The sequence below is a fragment of the Lysobacter sp. A286 genome (genome assembly GCF_054052105.1).
On sequence record NZ_JBSVRJ010000001.1, the window covers coordinates 1009482 to 1027088 of the forward strand.

At 66.0% G+C, this 17607-nt stretch carries 16 protein-coding genes; 10 read left to right on the top strand and 6 right to left on the bottom strand.

Annotation, left to right across the window (positions count from 1 at the left end):
* Positions 1–3: 3 nt before the first annotated feature.
* Positions 4–507 (bottom strand): transcription elongation factor GreB, encoded by a 504-nt coding sequence (greB, locus tag ACW7G0_RS04780; RefSeq protein WP_456987977.1) that lies wholly within the window; start codon positions 505–507, stop codon positions 4–6.
* Between the two features lie 121 nt (positions 508–628).
* Here greB and ACW7G0_RS04785 point away from each other — a divergent pair, with 121 nt between their 5' ends.
* On the top strand, positions 629–2119 hold the full coding sequence (locus tag ACW7G0_RS04785) for a rhomboid family intramembrane serine protease (protein WP_456987979.1): 1491 nt from the start codon (positions 629–631) through the stop codon (positions 2117–2119).
* A 13-nt stretch (positions 2120–2132) separates the two neighbouring features.
* Here the strand turns inward: ACW7G0_RS04785 and ACW7G0_RS04790 are convergent, their stop codons facing one another.
* From ACW7G0_RS04790 to ACW7G0_RS04800, 3 genes are all read right to left on the bottom strand, one after another.
* The gene (locus tag ACW7G0_RS04790; protein ID WP_456987981.1) at positions 2133–3404 is read right to left on the bottom strand and encodes a hypothetical protein; all 1272 of its coding nucleotides are present in this window, start codon (positions 3402–3404) and stop codon (positions 2133–2135) included.
* A gap of 57 nt (positions 3405–3461) precedes the next feature.
* Positions 3462–3968 carry a copper resistance protein NlpE gene (locus ACW7G0_RS04795; protein ID WP_456987983.1) on the bottom strand — a complete coding sequence of 169 codons (507 nt, stop codon included), beginning with the start codon at positions 3966–3968 and terminating at the stop codon, positions 3462–3464.
* A gap of 71 nt (positions 3969–4039) precedes the next feature.
* Positions 4040–5569 carry a helicase HerA-like domain-containing protein gene (locus tag ACW7G0_RS04800; RefSeq protein WP_456987985.1) on the bottom strand — a complete coding sequence of 510 codons (1530 nt, stop codon included), beginning with the start codon at positions 5567–5569 and terminating at the stop codon, positions 4040–4042.
* A gap of 130 nt (positions 5570–5699) precedes the next feature.
* On the opposite strand from ACW7G0_RS04800, the gene ACW7G0_RS04805 reads away from it, so the two are divergent.
* The gene (locus ACW7G0_RS04805) at positions 5700–7268 is read left to right on the top strand and encodes a transglycosylase SLT domain-containing protein (protein WP_456987987.1); all 1569 of its coding nucleotides are present in this window, start codon (positions 5700–5702) and stop codon (positions 7266–7268) included.
* Between the two features lie 6 nt (positions 7269–7274).
* On the opposite strand, the gene asd is transcribed toward ACW7G0_RS04805, so the two are convergent.
* Together asd and ACW7G0_RS04815 are read right to left on the bottom strand one after the other, a co-directional pair.
* Complete coding sequence (asd, locus tag ACW7G0_RS04810; protein WP_456987989.1) at positions 7275–8135, bottom strand: archaetidylserine decarboxylase; 861 nt, start codon at positions 8133–8135, stop codon at positions 7275–7277.
* 3 nt (positions 8136–8138) lie between these two features.
* On the bottom strand, positions 8139–8786 hold the full coding sequence (locus ACW7G0_RS04815; RefSeq protein WP_456961738.1) for an SCO family protein: 648 nt from the start codon (positions 8784–8786) through the stop codon (positions 8139–8141).
* Positions 8787–8871: 85 nt separating this feature from the next.
* Between ACW7G0_RS04815 and prmB the strand changes: the two genes are divergently transcribed.
* The 8 genes from prmB to trpA all read left to right on the top strand — a co-directional run bounded on the left by prmB (position 8872) and on the right by trpA (position 17535).
* Positions 8872–9834: a 50S ribosomal protein L3 N(5)-glutamine methyltransferase gene (gene prmB / locus ACW7G0_RS04820; RefSeq protein ID WP_456987991.1), complete on the top strand. Its 963-nt coding sequence runs from the start codon at positions 8872–8874 to the stop codon at positions 9832–9834.
* A gap of 3 nt (positions 9835–9837) precedes the next feature.
* A complete protein-coding gene (aroC, locus tag ACW7G0_RS04825) occupies positions 9838–10941 on the top strand; it encodes a chorismate synthase (RefSeq protein ID WP_456987992.1) in 1104 nt (367 codons plus the stop codon).
* Between the two features lie 28 nt (positions 10942–10969).
* A complete protein-coding gene (locus ACW7G0_RS04830; protein ID WP_456987993.1) occupies positions 10970–11998 on the top strand; it encodes an aspartate-semialdehyde dehydrogenase in 1029 nt (342 codons plus the stop codon).
* Between the two features lie 66 nt (positions 11999–12064).
* Positions 12065–13864, top strand: a complete 1800-nt coding sequence (locus tag ACW7G0_RS04835; RefSeq protein WP_456987995.1) for a type IV pilus assembly protein FimV — start codon at positions 12065–12067, stop codon at positions 13862–13864.
* Positions 13865–13887: 23 nt separating this feature from the next.
* Entirely contained in the window at positions 13888–14682 is a 795-nt protein-coding gene (gene truA / locus ACW7G0_RS04840) for a tRNA pseudouridine(38-40) synthase TruA (RefSeq protein ID WP_456987997.1), read from the top strand.
* Between the two features lie 10 nt (positions 14683–14692).
* On the top strand, positions 14693–15352 hold the full coding sequence (locus ACW7G0_RS04845; protein ID WP_456987999.1) for a phosphoribosylanthranilate isomerase: 660 nt from the start codon (positions 14693–14695) through the stop codon (positions 15350–15352).
* A 132-nt stretch (positions 15353–15484) separates the two neighbouring features.
* Positions 15485–16726 carry a tryptophan synthase subunit beta gene (trpB, locus tag ACW7G0_RS04850; protein WP_456989452.1) on the top strand — a complete coding sequence of 414 codons (1242 nt, stop codon included), beginning with the start codon at positions 15485–15487 and terminating at the stop codon, positions 16724–16726.
* On the top strand, positions 16723–17535 hold the full coding sequence (gene trpA, locus ACW7G0_RS04855; protein WP_456988001.1) for a tryptophan synthase subunit alpha: 813 nt from the start codon (positions 16723–16725) through the stop codon (positions 17533–17535). Before trpB ends, trpA begins: the two co-directional genes overlap by 4 nt.
* The last annotated feature ends 72 nt before the right edge of the window (positions 17536–17607 follow it).

The window sequence follows — 17607 nt, forward strand, 5'->3', positions numbered from 1 at the left end:
CGGTCAGCCCGGGTACTGGACCTGCACGATCACCAGATGCTGCGGACCGGCCGGCAGTTGCACCTGGATCTCGTCATCCAGGCACTTCTTCAGCATCGCCCGTGCGAGCGGTGAATCGATGCTGATCCACCCCAGCTTCGCGTCGGTTTCGTCAGGGCCGACAATGCGGTAGCGGAAGGTCTCGCCGCTGCCGCTGTCTTCGACATCGACCGTGGCACCGAAGTACACCGCTTCCGGGTTGGATGGTGTGGATTCCACCACCCGCAGTGCCGGCAGTCGCTTGCTGAGGTAGCGGACGCGCCGGTCGATCTCGCCGAGCTGCTTCTTGCGGTAGGTGTACTCCGCGTTCTCCGAGCGATCACCCTCGGCCGCGGCAGCCGCGAGGGCCTTGACCACCTCCGGGCGCTGGAATCGCCACAGCTGCTCCAGCTCGGCTTTGAGCCGATCATGGCCCTGGCGGGTGATCAGGGCAGTACTGCTTGCTGCGGGAGGACGCCAACGGCCCATCAGGACTCCATGCGGTCGGTGAAAAAGGTTTGAAGGGCGGACGATCATCCCGGCGCGGTGGCTTGCGCTTTGACGGTTGAATCGCGGAATCTTGCGTCCTGCCCGGCCATTGTCGTCTTTCATGCTGATCCTGCCACTCCATCGCCCGCTCACCCGCGCAACGTTCCCGTTCGTGACGGTGGTGTTGATCGCGATCAACGCGCTGGTGTTCCTTGGCTGGCAAGTCGGCGACAACGCCACGATGCTGCGCGCGCAGCAACACTACCTGGATGCGGATCTGGGACGTTACGAAGTCCCGGCCTACGAGCGCCACTTGCTCGGGACCAGCCAGACCGATGCGCTGGTGGAATTCGAGCGGGTGTCGACGTCGGCGCGACCGGCCTACGTGGCCAGGATCACGCTGACCGACGTCGCATTTGTCGCCATGCTGCAGTCGGGCGAGGGGTTCGAACAGGTTGCCGACTTCCAGGCATGGCAGCCGCTGCGGGTGGAGTACGACGCGTTGCTGGGCGAGGTATTCACCCTGCGCCACCTGCTGCGCAGTTCCGAGGTCGACCCGTGGCGGATGTTGAGTTCGGCGTTCCTGCACGGCGGGCTGATGCATCTGGTTGGAAACATGCTGTTCCTGCTTGCACTGGGGTTGTTGGTCGAAGGTGCGATTGGCTCGGGTCGCTTCCTGGGTGTGTACCTGCTTGGCGCGCTCGCCTCCAGTGCAGTGTCGCTGTTGTGGCGCTGGGGCGAAGCCAGTGGCGGCCTGGGGGCATCGGGCGCGGTGGCGGCGTTGATGGGCGCGTTCTGCGTGGTCTGGGGCCGCCAGCCGGTGCGCTTCTTCTACTGGTTCGGGGTGGTATTCGACTACGTGCGTGCGCCGGCAATCTGGTTGCTGCCGCTGTGGCTGGGCTGGGAGGTCTACAACCTGCTGGTCAATGAAGATCTCGGGGTCGGGTTCGACGCCCACGCGGGCGGGATCATCAGCGGCGCACTGATGGGGGCGGTGCTGGTGGGCCTGGGTCAGGTGCGCAACGGGTTCATCGGCAAGGATGATGCGGCCGCACTACCTGATGATCGCTGGGAGCGCGCGCAAGCCGATCTTGGCCGTATGCGATTGCTGCAGGCCGAAACGCTGCTGCTGGAGTTGACGCGGGAACAACCCGAACGGTTCGAGGTGCGGCTGGCACTTTATCGGGTCGCGTGCAATGGCAAGCAAGCCGGGGCCGTGGCGCAGCGCGCGACCGGGCTGCTCCAGCTCCCTGTTGTCGATGCTGATGAAGTCGCGGCGCAGCGCACCGTGTTGCTGGAATTGGACGATGCCGGAATTGTCCTGGAGCAGGGCTTGCGCATGACGCTCGTGCGGCGCTGGTTGGAGGCCGGTGAACTCGACGCCGCCGAGGCGGGGCTGGCGTCCATCGGCTCGGCCGCGGACGCACCGGAGCATGCACGGCTGTGGTTCCAGCTGGCGTTGGCCCGGCGCGATGAGCATCAGGCCGAGGCCCATGCCCGGGCGCTGCGGATGCTGGTGAAGCGTTACCCGCAACAGCCGCAGGCGACCAAGGCGCAATTCCTGCTGGCCGGCTTGGTGGCGGGCCATGGTGATGGGGCATCCACGGCATGACTGCCGGGTGGTCCTAGCCGTTTGCCGGCACCTGCAAGGCGGTCAGAGCGGCCTCGATCCTGGTCAGCAACCCGTCGTCCCCGCTGTCCTGGCAGCCCTCGCGCGCCTGCTGCAGCAATGCGCGTGCCTCTTCGTCGCGGTCCATCCTGTCAACCATCAGCAGCGCCGCGTCCAGGCCCCAGCGCGGTGCAGTCTGGTGCCGTGGATGGGCACGTAGCAGCGACTGCAGACAGTCGAGCGCAAGCTGGTTCTGGCCGGCGAGGCGGGCACGCTCAATCAGGTGCTCGGCATGTTCGACCTGCATTGGCACGAAATCGGGATTGGCGTCGAGCGACTCGCGCAACAAGCCCAGTGCGCGCCGATCCTGCTTCTCCAGCAACAGCACATTGAGGTACTCGCGCGCATGCTCCGATACTGCGGCAGCATCGCCGTTGCGGAGCAGCAAGCGACGGTACAGGTCGTGGGTTTCAACACTGACCGCACGGCTGCGGATCTCGCCACGCAACAGTTCCAGCGCGGTGTCGAGTTGGCCGTCCTGCACGTAGCCTTCGGCCTCGGCCAGAAGGTCGGCGTCAGGGGTGTGGCGACCCGGCAGCGCCTGTGGGCCAACTGGCTGGTAGCCCAGTACTTCGTGGTACTGGTAGACCAGATAACCCATCAGGTGGAAGGCGGCGAACAGACCCCAGAACGCGACCGCAGTCGTTGCCAGGTCGACCAGCACCGGCGGCATTACTTTGGCGAGCCAGACGGTCGCGGTGAATTTGCTGGCCTGGATCACGAACAGCAAGCCGACCACCGCCAGGTATGGCCAGCCGATCCGCTGGACCAGCCGCAAGGGAGTCGCCGGGTTGAGTGCATGTGGCAGGCTGCCGTCGATGGCCAATGACATCACGCAACCGGGCTGCAGGAACGCGATGAAGGCGATCGTTGCCAGACCGATGCCCGGGCCGCCAACCTCCATCGCGATCACGATTACCAGCAGGAAGACGAGGTGCATGAGCAGCAGTCGCAGGACGACGCCGTTGTCGACCCCGAGCATCCCCTCGGGCGCTTCCATGCGTCCGTCGGCAGTGGCCTGCAGGATCTCGAACGCGTACTTGTAGGCTCCAACCCAGACCAGGATCAGGACCACCCAGCCGATCACTGGGATCAATCCGAGCAAGCTGGCAAAGGTCAACGCCAGCAGGCTGTATAACGCGGCTCCGCGCACCGGGTACGAGCTGATTTCGCGCAGGCGATGCCAGAAGGGTACCGCGGGCGCGGGAGGGACAGGAGCAGGTTGCACGGGTTTCACTCCTTGGCAGGCGCTGGCATCAGCTGGTCTGGAAACACGCAGTCGCCGTCAGTTTTCGGCCTGGCGGTCGAGGCTGTAATCCAGTCCGCTTTCCGCCATGTGGCCCGACGCATCAAGCAAAGTGATCTCCTGCTGCGAGGTGATCGCAAACAGCCGGTCCGGCTCGGACTTGCTGTTGGGATCCAGGCGGATCTGCTTGGCCAGGACCGTCCAGGTGCCATCCGTCCTGACCGGTGCGCCGTCCTCGTCCTGGTAGGTCTCGCTCAACTCGTAGCTGCCGTCGGCGTTGAGCACCAGAGTGGTGTCGATGCCCGGGCAGCTGGCGCACGGCAGGGTCGCGCTGAACGTGCCGGCAAAACCGCGCATGTCGAAGTTGGCGTTGTCGGAGGGCTGGTTGTCGGAGGGCATGTTGTCGCCGGTGGAAACGACATCGACTGCGGCCGGCGTGGTTTCGGTGACGGCAGGCGTGTCCGCGGCCGGCTCGGCCGACTGGGGTTTGCAGGCGGCGACAGTGAGCACGGTCAGGCAGGCGAGGGCAAGCAGCGACTTGGTCATGTAGTGACTCCTTTCGGTGGGAACTTGGTGCGGGTGAACGTACTTGCGCGTAAGTGAATGAAACGCCGACGTCAGCGGCTGCCGCCGAAGATGCCGCCCAGCACGCCACGCAGGATCTTGCGGCCGATCTGGTTGCCGACCGTGCGCGCGGTCTGCTTGGCCATGGTTTCGACCATGCCCTGGCGACGCTTGGTGCCGAACACGGCGTTGCGGATGGCCGTGCCGAAACCGCCTTCATCATCCTCGACCGCCTTGGCCGGCGGCGCCTCGGCTTGCTCGGTCGCCGCTTCCGCCTTGCCGGCCAGTATTTCCATCGCCGATTCGCGATCGACGCGCTGGTCGTACTTCGCGCCGACCGGGCTGCCGGCACGGACCTGGGTGCGTTCCAGTTCGCTGAGCGCCCCCATGCGGCAGCGTGGGGGCGCGATCAACGTGCGTTCCACAGGCATCGGGATGCCCTTGTCCTGCAGCGTCGATACCAGTGCCTCGCCAGTACCCAGCTGGCCAATCGCCTCGGCAACGTCCAATGCCGGGTTGCTGACAAAAGTCTGCGCCGCGGTCCGCACCGCCTTCTGGTCGCGCGGGGTGAAGGCGCGCAGGGCATGCTGCACCCGGTTGCCGAGCTGGCCGAGGATGTCGTCGGGTACGTCGTCGGGGAACTGCGAGCAGAAGTACACGCCCACGCCCTTGGAACGGATGATCCGTACCACTTGCTCGACCCGCTGCTGCAGCGCCTTGGGCGCGTCCTCGAACAACAGGTGTGCCTCGTCGAACACGAACACCAGCTTCGGCTTGTCCAGGTCACCGACTTCGGGCAACTGCTCGAACAGCTCCGACAACAGCCACAGCAGGAAGCTGGAGTACAGCCGGGGTTTCAGGATCAGGGTCTCGGCACACAGGATGTTGATCACCCCGCGACCGTCGGTGGTGGTGCGCATCAGGTCGCTCAGCTCCAGCGCCGGTTCGCCGAAGAACATCTCACCGCCGTCGGACTCCAGTCGCAGCAGCGCGCGCATGATCGCGCCAATCGATGAATTGTTGACCAGCCCGTACTCGGTCGAGATGGCCTTGCGCTGCTCGGCTACCAGGTTGAGCAGCGCACGCAGGTCGGCCAGGTCGAGCAGCAAAAGCCCGCGGTCGTCGGCGAGCTTGAAGGTAATGTCGAGCACGCCGGACTGGGTGTCGTTCAGCTCGAGCATGCGCGACAACAGCGTCGGGCCGATTTCGCTCACGGTCGCCCGGACCGGGTGGCCGGATTTGCCGAACAGGTCCCACAGCACCGTCGGGTTGCCTTCGTTGGCGTAATCGTCGATGCCGATCTGGTCGAGCCGGGCCTGCAGCTTCTCGCTGGTCGTGCCGGGCATGGCAAGGCCGGCCACGTCACCCTTGACGTCGGCCATGAACACCGGCACCCCTATCCTCGAAAACCCCTCCGCCAGCGTCATCAGCGTCACGGTCTTGCCGGTGCCGGTCGCGCCGGCGACCAGGCCATGGCGGTTGGCGAGCCGCGGCTGCAGGAATACCTGGCCACGGCTTTCGGGCAATGAATCGGGCGTGGTGACGGCTTTGCCGACCAGGATCGGCGCGGGGATGGGTGGCATATCGACTTCCTTGATGGATTGCGGTTGATTCTATGGCTTGTGACGGGTCACCGGAATTGCTGCGTCCCTGCAATTGCGGCATCCCATCGGCCCGACTACTCTGAAGCACGAATCCCTCTTGTTGCCATCCATGTCCGTGAATGCCTGTTTTCCGCGCGCTGCGGCGCTGCTTGTCGTCTCCTTGTTGGTGTTGGTCCCGTTTGATGCAGGCGCGATTTCCAGTCGGGACCAGGCGGCCGTTGATGACATCCATCAGCGCATGCAAGTGGCGGAGTCCGGCTACCGCGACGCGCTGGTCAAGATCGGCAACGCCGACCCGGCGGGTCCTGCACAGGCCAATACGGCGCTGGAAGACATGGAGGACGTGGTTGTGGCCTGCGCGGCGCAGCGGGGGTGTTCGGTACCGTCGTTGCTGACGTCCTACGAGCGCCTGCTCAAGCTCAACGCCGACCTGGAAGCTGATGAGGACTTGCTGGCCGAGGAGTCTCTGGCGCAGCGGGAGATCGGGCACCACATCGATCCGTCGGTTCTGCCCAGCGCCCCCGGCACGGTGTCCGGCGACGTGCCGGAAGCCGCCCGCGCTGCCAGCTTGCTGGGGGCCGACAATGGCCACCACTTCGACCGGATGGTCCAGTACAACCCGGCCGTCCAGGAGGGGATCCGCCGCTGGTTGACCGACATGCGCGGCGCGTTCCTGACCAGTTATGAGAATTACCAGCACATGCGCCACCTGATGTGGCCGCAGTACCAGCGTGCCGGGCTGCCGGAGGCGTTGTTGTTCGGCATCCTGGCCAAGGAGTCCAACGGCCGCGTGCATTCCACCTCGCGCGCTGGCGCGGCCGGGCCGATGCAGTTCATGTACGCCACCGGCCAGCGTTTTGGCTTGGGCGACGACGGCACCGGCTTCGATACCCGCTACGACCCGTATGCGGCCTCCGAGGCCAGCGTCGCCTATCTCAACGAGCGGATGGGTGAGCTCAATCGTGATATCGAACTGGCACTGGCGGCTTACAACGGCGGCGAAGGGCGGGCGCGGCGAATCCACCAGGCCAACCCCGGCAAAAGCTTCTGGCACGAGGATGTCTACCATCAGTTTCCGCCGGAGACACGGGACTACGTGCCGATGGTGATTGCGGCCGCCTGGCTGTTCCTGCATCCCAGGGAGTATGGGTTGACCTTGCCGAAGCTTGACCCGGAGCCCTCACAGCTGCGGCTGGAACAGCCTGCGTCGATCTACCAGTTGACCATTTGCCTGGGCAATCGGCGAGCGCGCGAGGGCTACATGCGGGTATTGCGCAACCTCAACCCGCGTTATCGCGCCGATGACTGGCTGCCCGCCGGCACCGTCCTGGAGGCCACCAACCGGATCGTTGGCTTGTACAAGCGCCAGTGCGTGGATGGCCGGCTTGCGGACATGGCGCGCGAGCTGGTGGCCAGTGACCCGGCAATGGCCATCGTGAGCGGGCAGGTTGCGCCTGTGGTCCAGGTGGGACCGATGGTGCCTGCCGCAGTTTCGTCAGCGCTCCCGGCAGCGGACGCGCCGCGGCACTACCAGGTCCAGCGCGGCGAGACAGTCGCCTCGATCGCGAAGAAGTTCCAGTGTGACGTGGGTGAACTGGTGCGGGCCAACGACATCAAGGGTCCGCAACATCGGCTTCGTCCCGGGCAATCGCTGGAGCTTGCTGGTTGTCGCGGCTGAGGAAACTCAGCCGCGCAGGGTCGCCAGCCGCTGGCCAAGCCGTACCGGGGATTCCGCCGACAGGCCCGGCGCCAGTTCGGCGACCCCCGGTGGCAGCAACACGATCACTGTCGAGCCATAGTTGAACCGGGCCATCTCCTCGAAGCGCGCCACGGTGATGTTCTCGCCGCGGTAGTCCTTGTGCTTGATGGCGTGGCCATATGCCGGGATCTCTTCGCCGCTCCACACGGTTTCCACGCCTGACACCAGCATCGCGCCGACCATCACCATGGCCATCGGGCCGAATTCGGTGTCGAAATGGCAGGCCAGCCGCTCATTGCGGGCGAACAGGCGCGGCACGTGTTGCACCGCGGCCGGACCGACGCTGAACAACCGTCCCGGTACGTGCACGGTCTCGCGCAACCGCCCGCTCCATGGCATGTGCACGCGGTGGTAGTCCTTCGGCGACAGGTACACGGTCGCAAACAGGCCGCCGTCGTATGCCCGCGCCGCCTGCTCGTCACCCAGCAGTTCTGCGGCAGTGAATGACTGGCCCTTGGCCTGGAAGATCCTGCCGGCATCCTCACCCGCGCTGCCGATTGGCCCGCATTGGCTGATGCGCCCGTCCGCGGGCATCAGCAACGCGCGCGGATCGGGATCGGCCACGCGGACCCCCGGCTTCAGGGCGCGGGTAAAGAATGCATTGAAGGTCGGATAGGCACTCGGATCCGACTGCAGTGCCTCATCGAGATTGACCCCGAACTTGCGGGTCACCGTGTCGATCAGCCATTGCTTGGTGCGTGGATGGTCGGAGTAGGCGATCCGTCGCGCCAGCCCGGACAGCAGGCGATGCGGCAGCAGGTGGGTGATGCGGGTTGCCAAGCTCATCGCTCAGGGTGCCGCGGCGCTGGTGAGCGCGGCCATGTCGGCGGCGATCGCATTGGGCTCGAAGGGTGGTTGCAGTACACCGGCCATGCGTCCCTGGGGATCCAGCACCGCCATCGTGGCGCTGTGGTCGACCGAGTATTGGTTGGCGGGCGCGCCATCTTCCGGCGCCACCTTGACGAACACCAGGCTCAACGAGCGGGCGAAGTTCTCCAGCGCCGGGATGTCGGCAGTGGCGGCAAGCGTGTCGCGGTGGAACGCATTGGCGTACTCGCCAATCCGGTCAGGGGTATCGCGCTCGGGATCGACCGAGATAAACAGCACCCGCGGGCGGATCGCGTCGGGGATCGACTCCCATTGCTGCTGCGCCTGCGCCATCTGGGTCAGGGTCAGCGGACACACGTCCGGGCAGTGGGTGAAACCCAGGAATACCAGGGTCCAGTGGCCCTTCAGTTCGCCGGGTACCAACTGGGTGCCGTCGGACTGGCGCAGGCTGAAGTCGGGCAGGTTGCGTGGCGGATCGAACAGGCTCACCGCCCGGGTCTCCGGCCAGGACGGAGAACCCGACTGGCTGAAATAGCTTTGCGAGGCCCACAAGCCCAGCCCCATGGCGACTGCGATGACGAGGATGATGATGGTGTTGCGGTTGAACATGGTTGACCGTCTTGAGGCGAAGGCAACGCCCATGATAGCGGGCCGCAGCGGCTATAATTGCCGCCCATCCGTCGAACCCCTCGCCATGACCGTCGAACGCGCCGATTTCGGCTCCGCCTGCTTCGAGCAAGTCTCGATCATCGACCTGATCCGTTTTGGCGGTAGCCGCTTCGGCCACGCCGACCTCGCGTTCGGCCACAGCTACGACAACGCCCTGGATGAGGCGACCCAACTGGTGCTGCATGTGCTGCGGATGCCGCACGACCTGAGCCCGGTGTATGGCGCCTCGCGGGTGACCAGCGACGAGAAGCGCGAGGTGCTGGCGCTGTTCGAGCGTCGCATCAACGAGCGTATCCCTGCGGCCTACCTGACCGGTGAGGCGTGGTTTGCCGGGCTGAGTTTCAAGAGCGATCCGCGCGCGCTGGTACCGCGTTCGCCAATCGCCGAGTTGATCGAGACCAGCTACGAACCCTGGCTGGGCGGGCGCGAGATCAACCGCGTGCTCGATCTGTGCACCGGCTCGGGCTGCATCGCCATTGCAACCGCCCACTACCATCCGCAGTGGCACGTCGACGGGGTCGATATCGACGACGCCGCGCTGGCGCTGGCAGCCGAGAACCAGGCGCGGCTGCTGGCCGACAACGTCACCCTGCGCAAGTCGGACCTGTTCAACGACCTGGACGGCGAGGTCTATGACCTGATCGTGACCAACCCGCCCTACGTGACCAACGACGAGACCGACGCGCTGCCGGCCGAGTACGTCCACGAACCCGAGCTGGGCCTGCGGGCCGGCGACGATGGCCTGGACCTGGTGTTGGAGATCCTGCGCGATGCGCCGAAGCATCTTTCCGAGGCCGGCCTGCTGGTGTGCGAGGTGGGAGAAGCGGAGCGTGCGCTGGTGGCGCTGTTGCCGGAATTGCCGCTGGCATGGGTCGAGTTCAAGGTGGGCCAGATGGGCATCTTCGTGGCCGAGCGCGCGGACCTGCTCGCCCACCATGCGAGGATCAAGGCCTTGGCCGATGTCCGGCGTCGGGTCAGCGCGGAGTAGCCATTGGCCAGCAACACCTTCGGGAAGATATTCGCGGTCACCACCTTCGGCGAAAGCCACGGGCCGGCGATCGGCTGCGTGATCGATGGCTGTCCCCCGGGCATGGCGATTGCCGCGGACGACTTCCGCCACGACCTGGCCCGTCGCGCTACCGGCAAGAGCCGGCATACGTCCGCCCGGCATGAAGCCGATGAGGTCGAGATCCTCTCGGGCGTGCATGAAGGCGTCACCACCGGGACCCCGATCGCGCTGTTGATCCGCAACACCGATGCGCGCAGCAAGGATTACGCGAAGATCGCCGAGCAGTTCCGCCCGGGTCATGCCGACTACACCTACTGGCAGAAATACGGGATCCGCGACCCGCGCGGTGGCGGCCGCTCGTCCGCGCGCGAGACCACGATGCGGGTCGCCGCCGGGGTGATCGCGAAGAGGTGGCTGGCTGATCGATATGGCGTGAGGGTGCAGGGATTCCTGTCGCAGATCGGCGATATCACGCCCGGCGCCATTGACTTGTCGGTGATCGAAGACAACCCGTTCTTCTGGCCGGATGCCGCGCAGGTACCGGCGCTGGAGACGTACATGGACGCGCTGCGCAAGTCCGGTGATTCGGTCGGTGCGCGGATAGACGTCATCGCCGACGGGCTGCCGCCGGGGTGGGGCGAGCCGATCTACGGCAAGCTAGATGGCGAGTTGGCTGGCGCGTTGATGGGCATTAACGCGGTCAAGGGCGTGGAGATTGGCGACGGTTTCGCTTGTGTCGGGCAGAAGGGCAGCCAGCATCGCGACGCCATCCGCCAGTCCGGGTTCGAATCCAATCACGCGGGCGGGATCCTGGGCGGCATCAGCACCGGCCAGCGGTTGCGTTGCTCGGTCGCGTTCAAGCCCACTTCCAGCCTGCGCCTGCCGGTGGACAGCGTGGACGTGCACGGCAACCCCGTAGAGGTGGTCACCACCGGCCGCCACGACCCTTGCGTCGGTATCCGTGCCACGCCGATCTGCGAGGCGATGGTCGCGTTGGTGCTGATCGACCAGGCGCTGCGCCACCGTGCGCAATGCGGCGATGTCGGCGACGTTTCTCCGCGTATCCCGGGCACCGCGTCCGAATGATGTTCCTTCCTACTTCCCAGGTAATTCGATGAGCAAGACCGTGAACGTAGCTGTCGTTGGCGCCACCGGCGCTGTCGGCACCGCGATGCTGAAGATCCTTGCCGAGCGTCAGTTCCCGGTCGGTCAGCTGCATGTATTGGCCAGTGAGCGCTCCGCTGGCGAGAAGCTCGAGTACGGCGCCCGCCAACTGGTCGTGCAGGACCTGGCCACGTTCGATCCGGCCGGGGTGGATATTGCCTTGTTCTCCGCCGGCGCCGAGGTGTCGAAGCTGCATGCGCCGAAGTTCGTGGCTGCCGGTGCGGTGGTGATCGACAACTCATCGGCATTCCGCCAGGACGACGACGTGCCGCTGGTGGTGTTCGAGGTGAATCCGCAAGCCGCGCGCAACCGGCCACGCGGGATCATCGCCAACCCGAACTGCTCGACCATGCAGATGCTGGTCGCCCTGGCGCCGATCCACCGCGCCGTGGGCATCGAGCGCATCAACGTGGCGACCTACCAGTCGGTGTCGGGCACCGGTCAACAGGCGCTGGAAGAGTTGGGCCGGCAAACCGCCGGGATGCTCAATTTTCGCGAGGTCGAGGCGAAGGTCTACCCGGTGCAGATTGCGTTCAACGTGATTCCCCAGGGCGGTGAGTTCACTGACAACGGCTACACCACCGAAGAAATGAAGCTGGTCTGGGAAACCCGCAAGATCCTCGACGATGACTCGATCGGGGTGAACGCGACCGTGGCCCGGGTGCCGGTGTTCTTCGGCCACTCCGAGGCCTTGCATATCGAGACCGGTTCGAAGCTGACGGCGGCAGATGCGCGCAAGCTGCTGCAGGACGCACCCGGGATAGAAGTAGTCGACGAGCCGGTGGATGGCGGTTACCCGACGGCGGTGACCCACGCCTCCGGCACCGATCCGGTGTATGTCGGTCGCATCCGCGAGGACATCTCCCATCCGCGCGGGCTGTCGCTATGGGTGGTGGCAGACAATATCCGCAAGGGCGCGGCGCTCAATGCCGTCCAGCTGGCCGAACTGGTCATGGCCGAGCTGGCGCCGGGTGAATAGGAGGTTGCATTGCCGCCAGTGCGTGCGGCCGTTAGAGTCGCGATCAACGGTTAGTCGGGGGTGACGGTGAAGCGATTCATGCGCGTGGTGCTGATAATGATGCTGGCTCTGGCCAGCAGCTCGGTGGCTGCGCTGGGTCTGGGCCAGATCGAGGTGAAGTCCAAGCTGGGCGAGCCATTGCTGGCCGAGATTTCAATTATCTCCAACGATCCCGGCGAGCTGGAACAGTTGCGGGTCGGGTTGGCGTCGCCGGAAACGTTCGCTCGCGTGGGGCTCAGCCCGCCCGAAGGGGTGGTGGCGGGACTCCAGTTCGTGTCTGCGCTGGACGCTGCCGGCAACCCGGTGATCCGGGTGACCAGTTCCCAACCGATCACCGAATCGCTGCTGACTTTCCTGGTCGAGGTCGATTGGGGCCAGGGTCGGATGGTTCGTGAGTACTCGACGCTGCTGGACGCGCCGCGCACCGTGTCGGCACCGTTGCAGCCACAGGTCGATGCACCGGTGGTAACGCCTTCCAACACGATCTTGCGTCCGCCCGAATCCATGGTGCAGGGCGCGGCTCCGGATGCCGATGCCAATGCGAATGCCACGGCCGAGGAGCCGGCAGAGCTGGCTGCCAGCGCGATCGCAACGGCGCCCACGTCCGTTGCGACCACGGCCGTGCCGGCTGCGCCTGCGGCCAGACGCAACCCCGCCGAGGTCCAGGCCGGAGACACGTTGTCGGAGATCGCGCAACAGCTGGATCTTGGCGGCAATCTCAACCAGACCATGATCGCGTTGTTGCGGTCCAATCCGGAGGCGTTCATCGGCGGCAACATCCACTTGCTCAAACAAGGCGTGGTGTTGCGGATCCCCGATGCCGCCGAGGTGTTGGACATCGACGCTGCCCAGGCGATGGCGAAGGTCCGCGAACAGACCCGGGCCTGGCGGATGGCCAGCCAGCCGGTGCCACAACCGACCCTGGTCGATGGTGAAGGCGAACCCAACCCGGCCTCCGCCGCAGAGGCAACGACGACGTCGGCCGCAGCCAGCGGTGCGCGGCTGCAAATCGTTCCGCCGGGCGCCAGCGACGCGACCCGGACGGGGCCACAATCGGGCATCAGTGCCGGAGGCGAAGGCGACATGGTGCGACAACAACTGCAACAGACAACCGAGACGCTGGCCGCACGCGATGCACAGCTGGCAGACATGGAGAGCCGGATCGCTGAACTCGAACAACTCCAGGTCGACCAGCAGAAATTGCTGACCATGAAGGACAGCGAGTTGACCGCGGTGCAGCAGCAACTTGCACAGGCCCAGGCGGCCGAGGCTGGCGGCGCGGTTTCCGGGCTGCCCTGGATCCTGGCCGGCATTGGGTTGCTGGTGCTGGTGTTGCTGGGCGTCTGGTGGTCGCGTCGGCGTGCCGTCGCGGTACCGAAGTTCCGTGTGCCTTCGACCACGGCCCAGGCGCCATCGACTTTGGCCAGCGGTTTCCCCGATGGCCGGAGTCCATCCCGATCCGATAGTGCGCCGGATGAGCCGAAACCGCTGAACGACAATGCGGCCGCCGGTTCCGAGCCGTCGCCGTCGAAGGTGCCGGTGGGTTCAAGTGACTCGTCGTTGATGGCCGGGGCCGCTGCAGTGCCGGTCTGGCATGCGGGATCCGACGATCAAAAGCTGAATCGTCCTTCGTCCGCGCCCGCTACCGAGACGGATTTCGACGTCGACGCGCCCGGGTTGGAACGACTGGAGCTGGCTCGTGCCTACCTTGAGCTGGGTGACCGCGACAGCGCCCGCCAACTGCTGGACGAACTGGTGCTCAGCGGGGACGTGGCTACCAGCCAGCAGGCGGAGCAACTGCTGCGCGAGATCGGCCAGGAGCGGTGATTCCGGAGCCGTTACCGACCTCGTTGCAACGTTGGGCGCTGGGTGTCGAGTACGACGGTGGCGGGTTTTCCGGCTGGCAGCGGTTGAACAAGCCCGGCAAGCCCGAGCGACGTAGCGAGCCAACCATCCAGGCCGCGCTGGAGAAGGCCTTGTCGTTTGTTGCCGACGTGCCGATCACGGCGGTCTGCGCGGGCCGGACCGACGCGGGCGTGCACGCGTCCGCCCAAGTGGTTCACTTTGATGGTCCCGCGGAGCGCGAACCCCGTAGCTGGGTACTGGGCACCAGCAGCCGGCTCCCGCCCTCGGTCTGCGTACGGTGGTGTGTGCCGGTTCCGTTTGAGTTCCATGCCCGCTACTGTGCACGCGCCCGGCGCTACCAATACCGGATACTCAACCGCGCGATGCGCCCCGCCCTGCATCGCCAATACCTGAGTTGGGAGCGCCTGCCGCTGGACGCCGAGGCGATGCATGAGGCGGCCCAGGCACTGCGGGGCATGCATGATTTTTCTGCGTTCCGGACCGTGCACTGCCAAGCCCCGCATCCGCGACGTGACTTGCAGGACATCAGCGTCACCCGACACGACGACATCGTGACGATCGAGGTGCAGGCGAATGGATTTTTGCACCATATGGTCCGCAATATCGTCGGCAGCCTGTTGCCGGTAGGCCGTGGCGAGCGGCCGGGAGAATGGATCGCGCAGCTGCTGGCTGGCCGCGATCGTGCGCTGGCCGGCCCGACGGCCCCTTCCGCCGGGCTGGTGTTTCTCGGGCCGCGCTACCCTGCACAATGGTTGCTTCCTGCCGAAGTCACATTGTGAGGGCCGTATCTTGAGCCGCATCCTGTTCCGCACCCGCGTGAAGTTCTGTGGCCTCACCCGCCCCGGTGACGTGCGGTTGGCATGCGAACTGGGTGCCGATGCGATCGGGTTCGTGTTTGCCAGCCAAAGCACGCGTCGGGTTGCGCCGCAGCAGGCGCGTGCGATGCGCCAGGCACTGGCGCCGCTGGTCGATGCGGTCGCGTTGTTCAGTGACAACCCGGCCGATGAAGTCCGCCAGGTCGTGCGCCAGGTCCGACCGAGCCTGCTGCAATTCCACGGCAACGAGGACGACGCCTTCTGCAGCGCCTTTGGCGTCCCGTACCTGAAGGCGATCCCGATGGGCAGTCCGATTGCGCGGGAGCATCCGGTGATGCTGCATCGCAGCTATCCCGCCGCCGCCGGATTCCTGTTCGACAGCCACGACGTCGGCGGCGCCGGTGGCAGCGGCAAGGTATTTGACTGGCGGCGGATTCCGGCCGGTGTGCAGAAACCATTCGTGCTCGCCGGCGGTTTGTCGGCCAATAACGTATTCGACGCGATCCAGGCCGCCTTGCCGTGGGGCGTGGACGTGTCCAGTGGCATTGAGAGCGCGCCGGGTGTGAAAGATGGCGACAAGATGCGACATTTCGTTGAACAGGTTCGGCGCGCCGACTGTTACCAGCCAGAGTGATCCCAGCCAGACTGACCTGCGCCAGCTGGCGCGGTGACTGATTACCCTCCCGGCGGTGATGATGCCGGGCCCACAGACGAGCGAGAAATGCCCTTCCAATCTCCCCCCGGTCGGTTCGCTGCCAACGTTGCGATAAACCCTTCCACCCCCGTCTCTTCGGCGCCCCCTGGCGCCGTTGATTACCACGCTTTCCCGGACGCATCCGGACATTTCGGCCGCTTCGGCGGGCGTTTCGTGGCCGAGACCCTGGTCGGCCCCTTGCAGGAGCTGGCGGCCGCCTATGACGCCGCCCGCATCGACCCGGCTTTCGTGGCCGAGTTCGAGCGCGACCTGGCCCATTATGTTGGCCGACCCAGCCCGATCTACCACGCACAGCGGCTGAGCCACGAGGTCGGCGGCGCGCGCATCCTGCTCAAACGCGAGGACCTGAACCATACCGGCGCGCACAAGATCAACAACACCATTGGCCAGGCCCTGCTGGCCAGCCGCATGGGCAAGACCCGGATCATCGCCGAGACCGGCGCCGGACAGCACGGCGTTGCATCGGCCACCGTGGCGGCCCGTCTGGGGCTGGAATGCGTGGTCTACATGGGCGCGACCGACATCGAGCGGCAGAAGATCAATGTCTACCGGATGCAGTTGCTCGGCGCGACCGTGGTGCCGGTGAGCAGCGGCCCGGCGACTTTGAAGGACGCCCTCAACGAGGCCATGCGCGACTGGGTCACCAATGTCGCCGACACGTTCTACATCATCGGCACCGTGGCCGGGCCCGACCCGTACCCACGCATGGTGCGCGACTTCAACGCCGTGGTCGGGCGCGAGGCGCGCGAGCAGATGCTGGCCGAGTACGGTCGCCTGCCCGATGCGATCACCGCCTGCGTCGGCGGCGGCAGCAACGCCATCGGGATTTTCCATGCGTTCCTGAATGACCCGGGGGTGCGGATTGTCGGTGCCGAGGCGGCGGGCGAGGGCATGGATACCGGTCGCCATGCCGCGTCCCTGGCGGCGGGACGGCCGGGGGTGCTGCACGGCAACCGCACGTATCTGTTGTGCGATGACGATGGCCAGATCATCCCCACCCATTCGATCTCGGCCGGCCTGGACTACCCGGGCGTCGGCCCTGAGCATGCGTTCCTGAAGGAAACCGGGCGCGCCGACTATATCGGCGTCACCGATGACGAGGCACTGCAGGCCTTCCACCAGCTGATCCGTACCGAAGGCATCCTGCCGGCGCTGGAGTCCAGCCATGCGGTCGCCCAGGCGGTGAAGCTGGCGCGTGAACTGCCCAAAGACGCGATCGTGCTGTGCAACCTGTCCGGTCGCGGCGACAAGGACGTGCACACCATCGCGGCGCGCGAGGGGATGGTGCTATGAGCCGTATTGCAAGCCGTTTTTCCAAGTTGAAAGCCGACGCCCGCAAGGCGCTGGTGCCGTTCATCACCGCCGGTGATCCGTCGCTGGAGGCGACCTTGCCGGTGATGCACGCCCTGGTGGCCGCCGGGGCCGACGTGATCGAGATCGGAGTTCCATTTTCCGACCCGATGGCGGATGGGCCGACCATCCAGCACAGCTCCGAGCGTGCGCTCAGCCGCGGGGCCGGGATGAACTACGTCTTCGAGACGGTGCGGCGGTTCCGCGAAACCGATGATGAGACGCCGGTGGTGCTGATGGGCTACCTCAACCCGGTCGAGGTCCGTGGGCCCGAGCGCTACGCCGCGCAGGCGGTGAGCGCCGGCATCGACGGTGCGTTGCTGGTTGACCTGCCGCCCGAGGAGGCCGCCGAGTACCGGCTCGCGTTTGCCGCGTGCGGACTGGACCTGATCCTGCTGGCGGCGCCCACGACCTCGCCGGCACGCATGGATCAACTGTGCGAGCTGGCGACCGGGTATCTTTACTACGTCAATTACGCCGGCGTCACCGGGGCCGACCATCTGGATTCGGGAACGGCCAGTGATCGCCTGGGTGCGATCCGGGCACTGGGTAAGGTGCCGGTAGTTGCCGGCTTCGGCATCAAGGATGAGGCCAGCGCCGCGGCAATGGCGAGCCAGGCCGACGGTGTCGTGGTCGGCAGTGCACTGGTCGCGGCGATGGCAGGGGCGGACGACCCGGCCGACGCGGCGCGGCGCGCGGGCGCCTTCCTGGCGCCGTTGCGGCAGGCTATCGATGGATCGGGTCCGGCCTGAGGGCGCGCTGCGCTAAACTCGCATGTTGGCCGGCGATCCCGGCTCCCGCCACCCGTTACAGGAAATCTCGTA

Coding starts and splice junctions, on each gene's coding strand:
- greB (WP_456987977.1), bottom strand. CDS start 507: ATGGGCCGTTGGCGTCCTCCCGCAGCAAGCAGTACTGCCCTGATCACC.
- ACW7G0_RS04785 (WP_456987979.1), top strand. CDS start 629: ATGCTGATCCTGCCACTCCATCGCCCGCTCACCCGCGCAACGTTCCCG.
- prmB (WP_456987991.1), top strand. CDS start 8,872: ATGACCGTCGAACGCGCCGATTTCGGCTCCGCCTGCTTCGAGCAAGTC.
- ACW7G0_RS04830 (WP_456987993.1), top strand. CDS start 10,970: ATGAGCAAGACCGTGAACGTAGCTGTCGTTGGCGCCACCGGCGCTGTC.
- ACW7G0_RS04800 (WP_456987985.1), bottom strand. CDS start 5,569: ATGCCACCCATCCCCGCGCCGATCCTGGTCGGCAAAGCCGTCACCACG.
- trpA (WP_456988001.1), top strand. CDS start 16,723: ATGAGCCGTATTGCAAGCCGTTTTTCCAAGTTGAAAGCCGACGCCCGC.
- asd (WP_456987989.1), bottom strand. CDS start 8,135: ATGAGCTTGGCAACCCGCATCACCCACCTGCTGCCGCATCGCCTGCTG.
- ACW7G0_RS04805 (WP_456987987.1), top strand. CDS start 5,700: ATGTCCGTGAATGCCTGTTTTCCGCGCGCTGCGGCGCTGCTTGTCGTC.
- ACW7G0_RS04795 (WP_456987983.1), bottom strand. CDS start 3,968: ATGACCAAGTCGCTGCTTGCCCTCGCCTGCCTGACCGTGCTCACTGTC.
- ACW7G0_RS04815 (WP_456961738.1), bottom strand. CDS start 8,786: ATGTTCAACCGCAACACCATCATCATCCTCGTCATCGCAGTCGCCATG.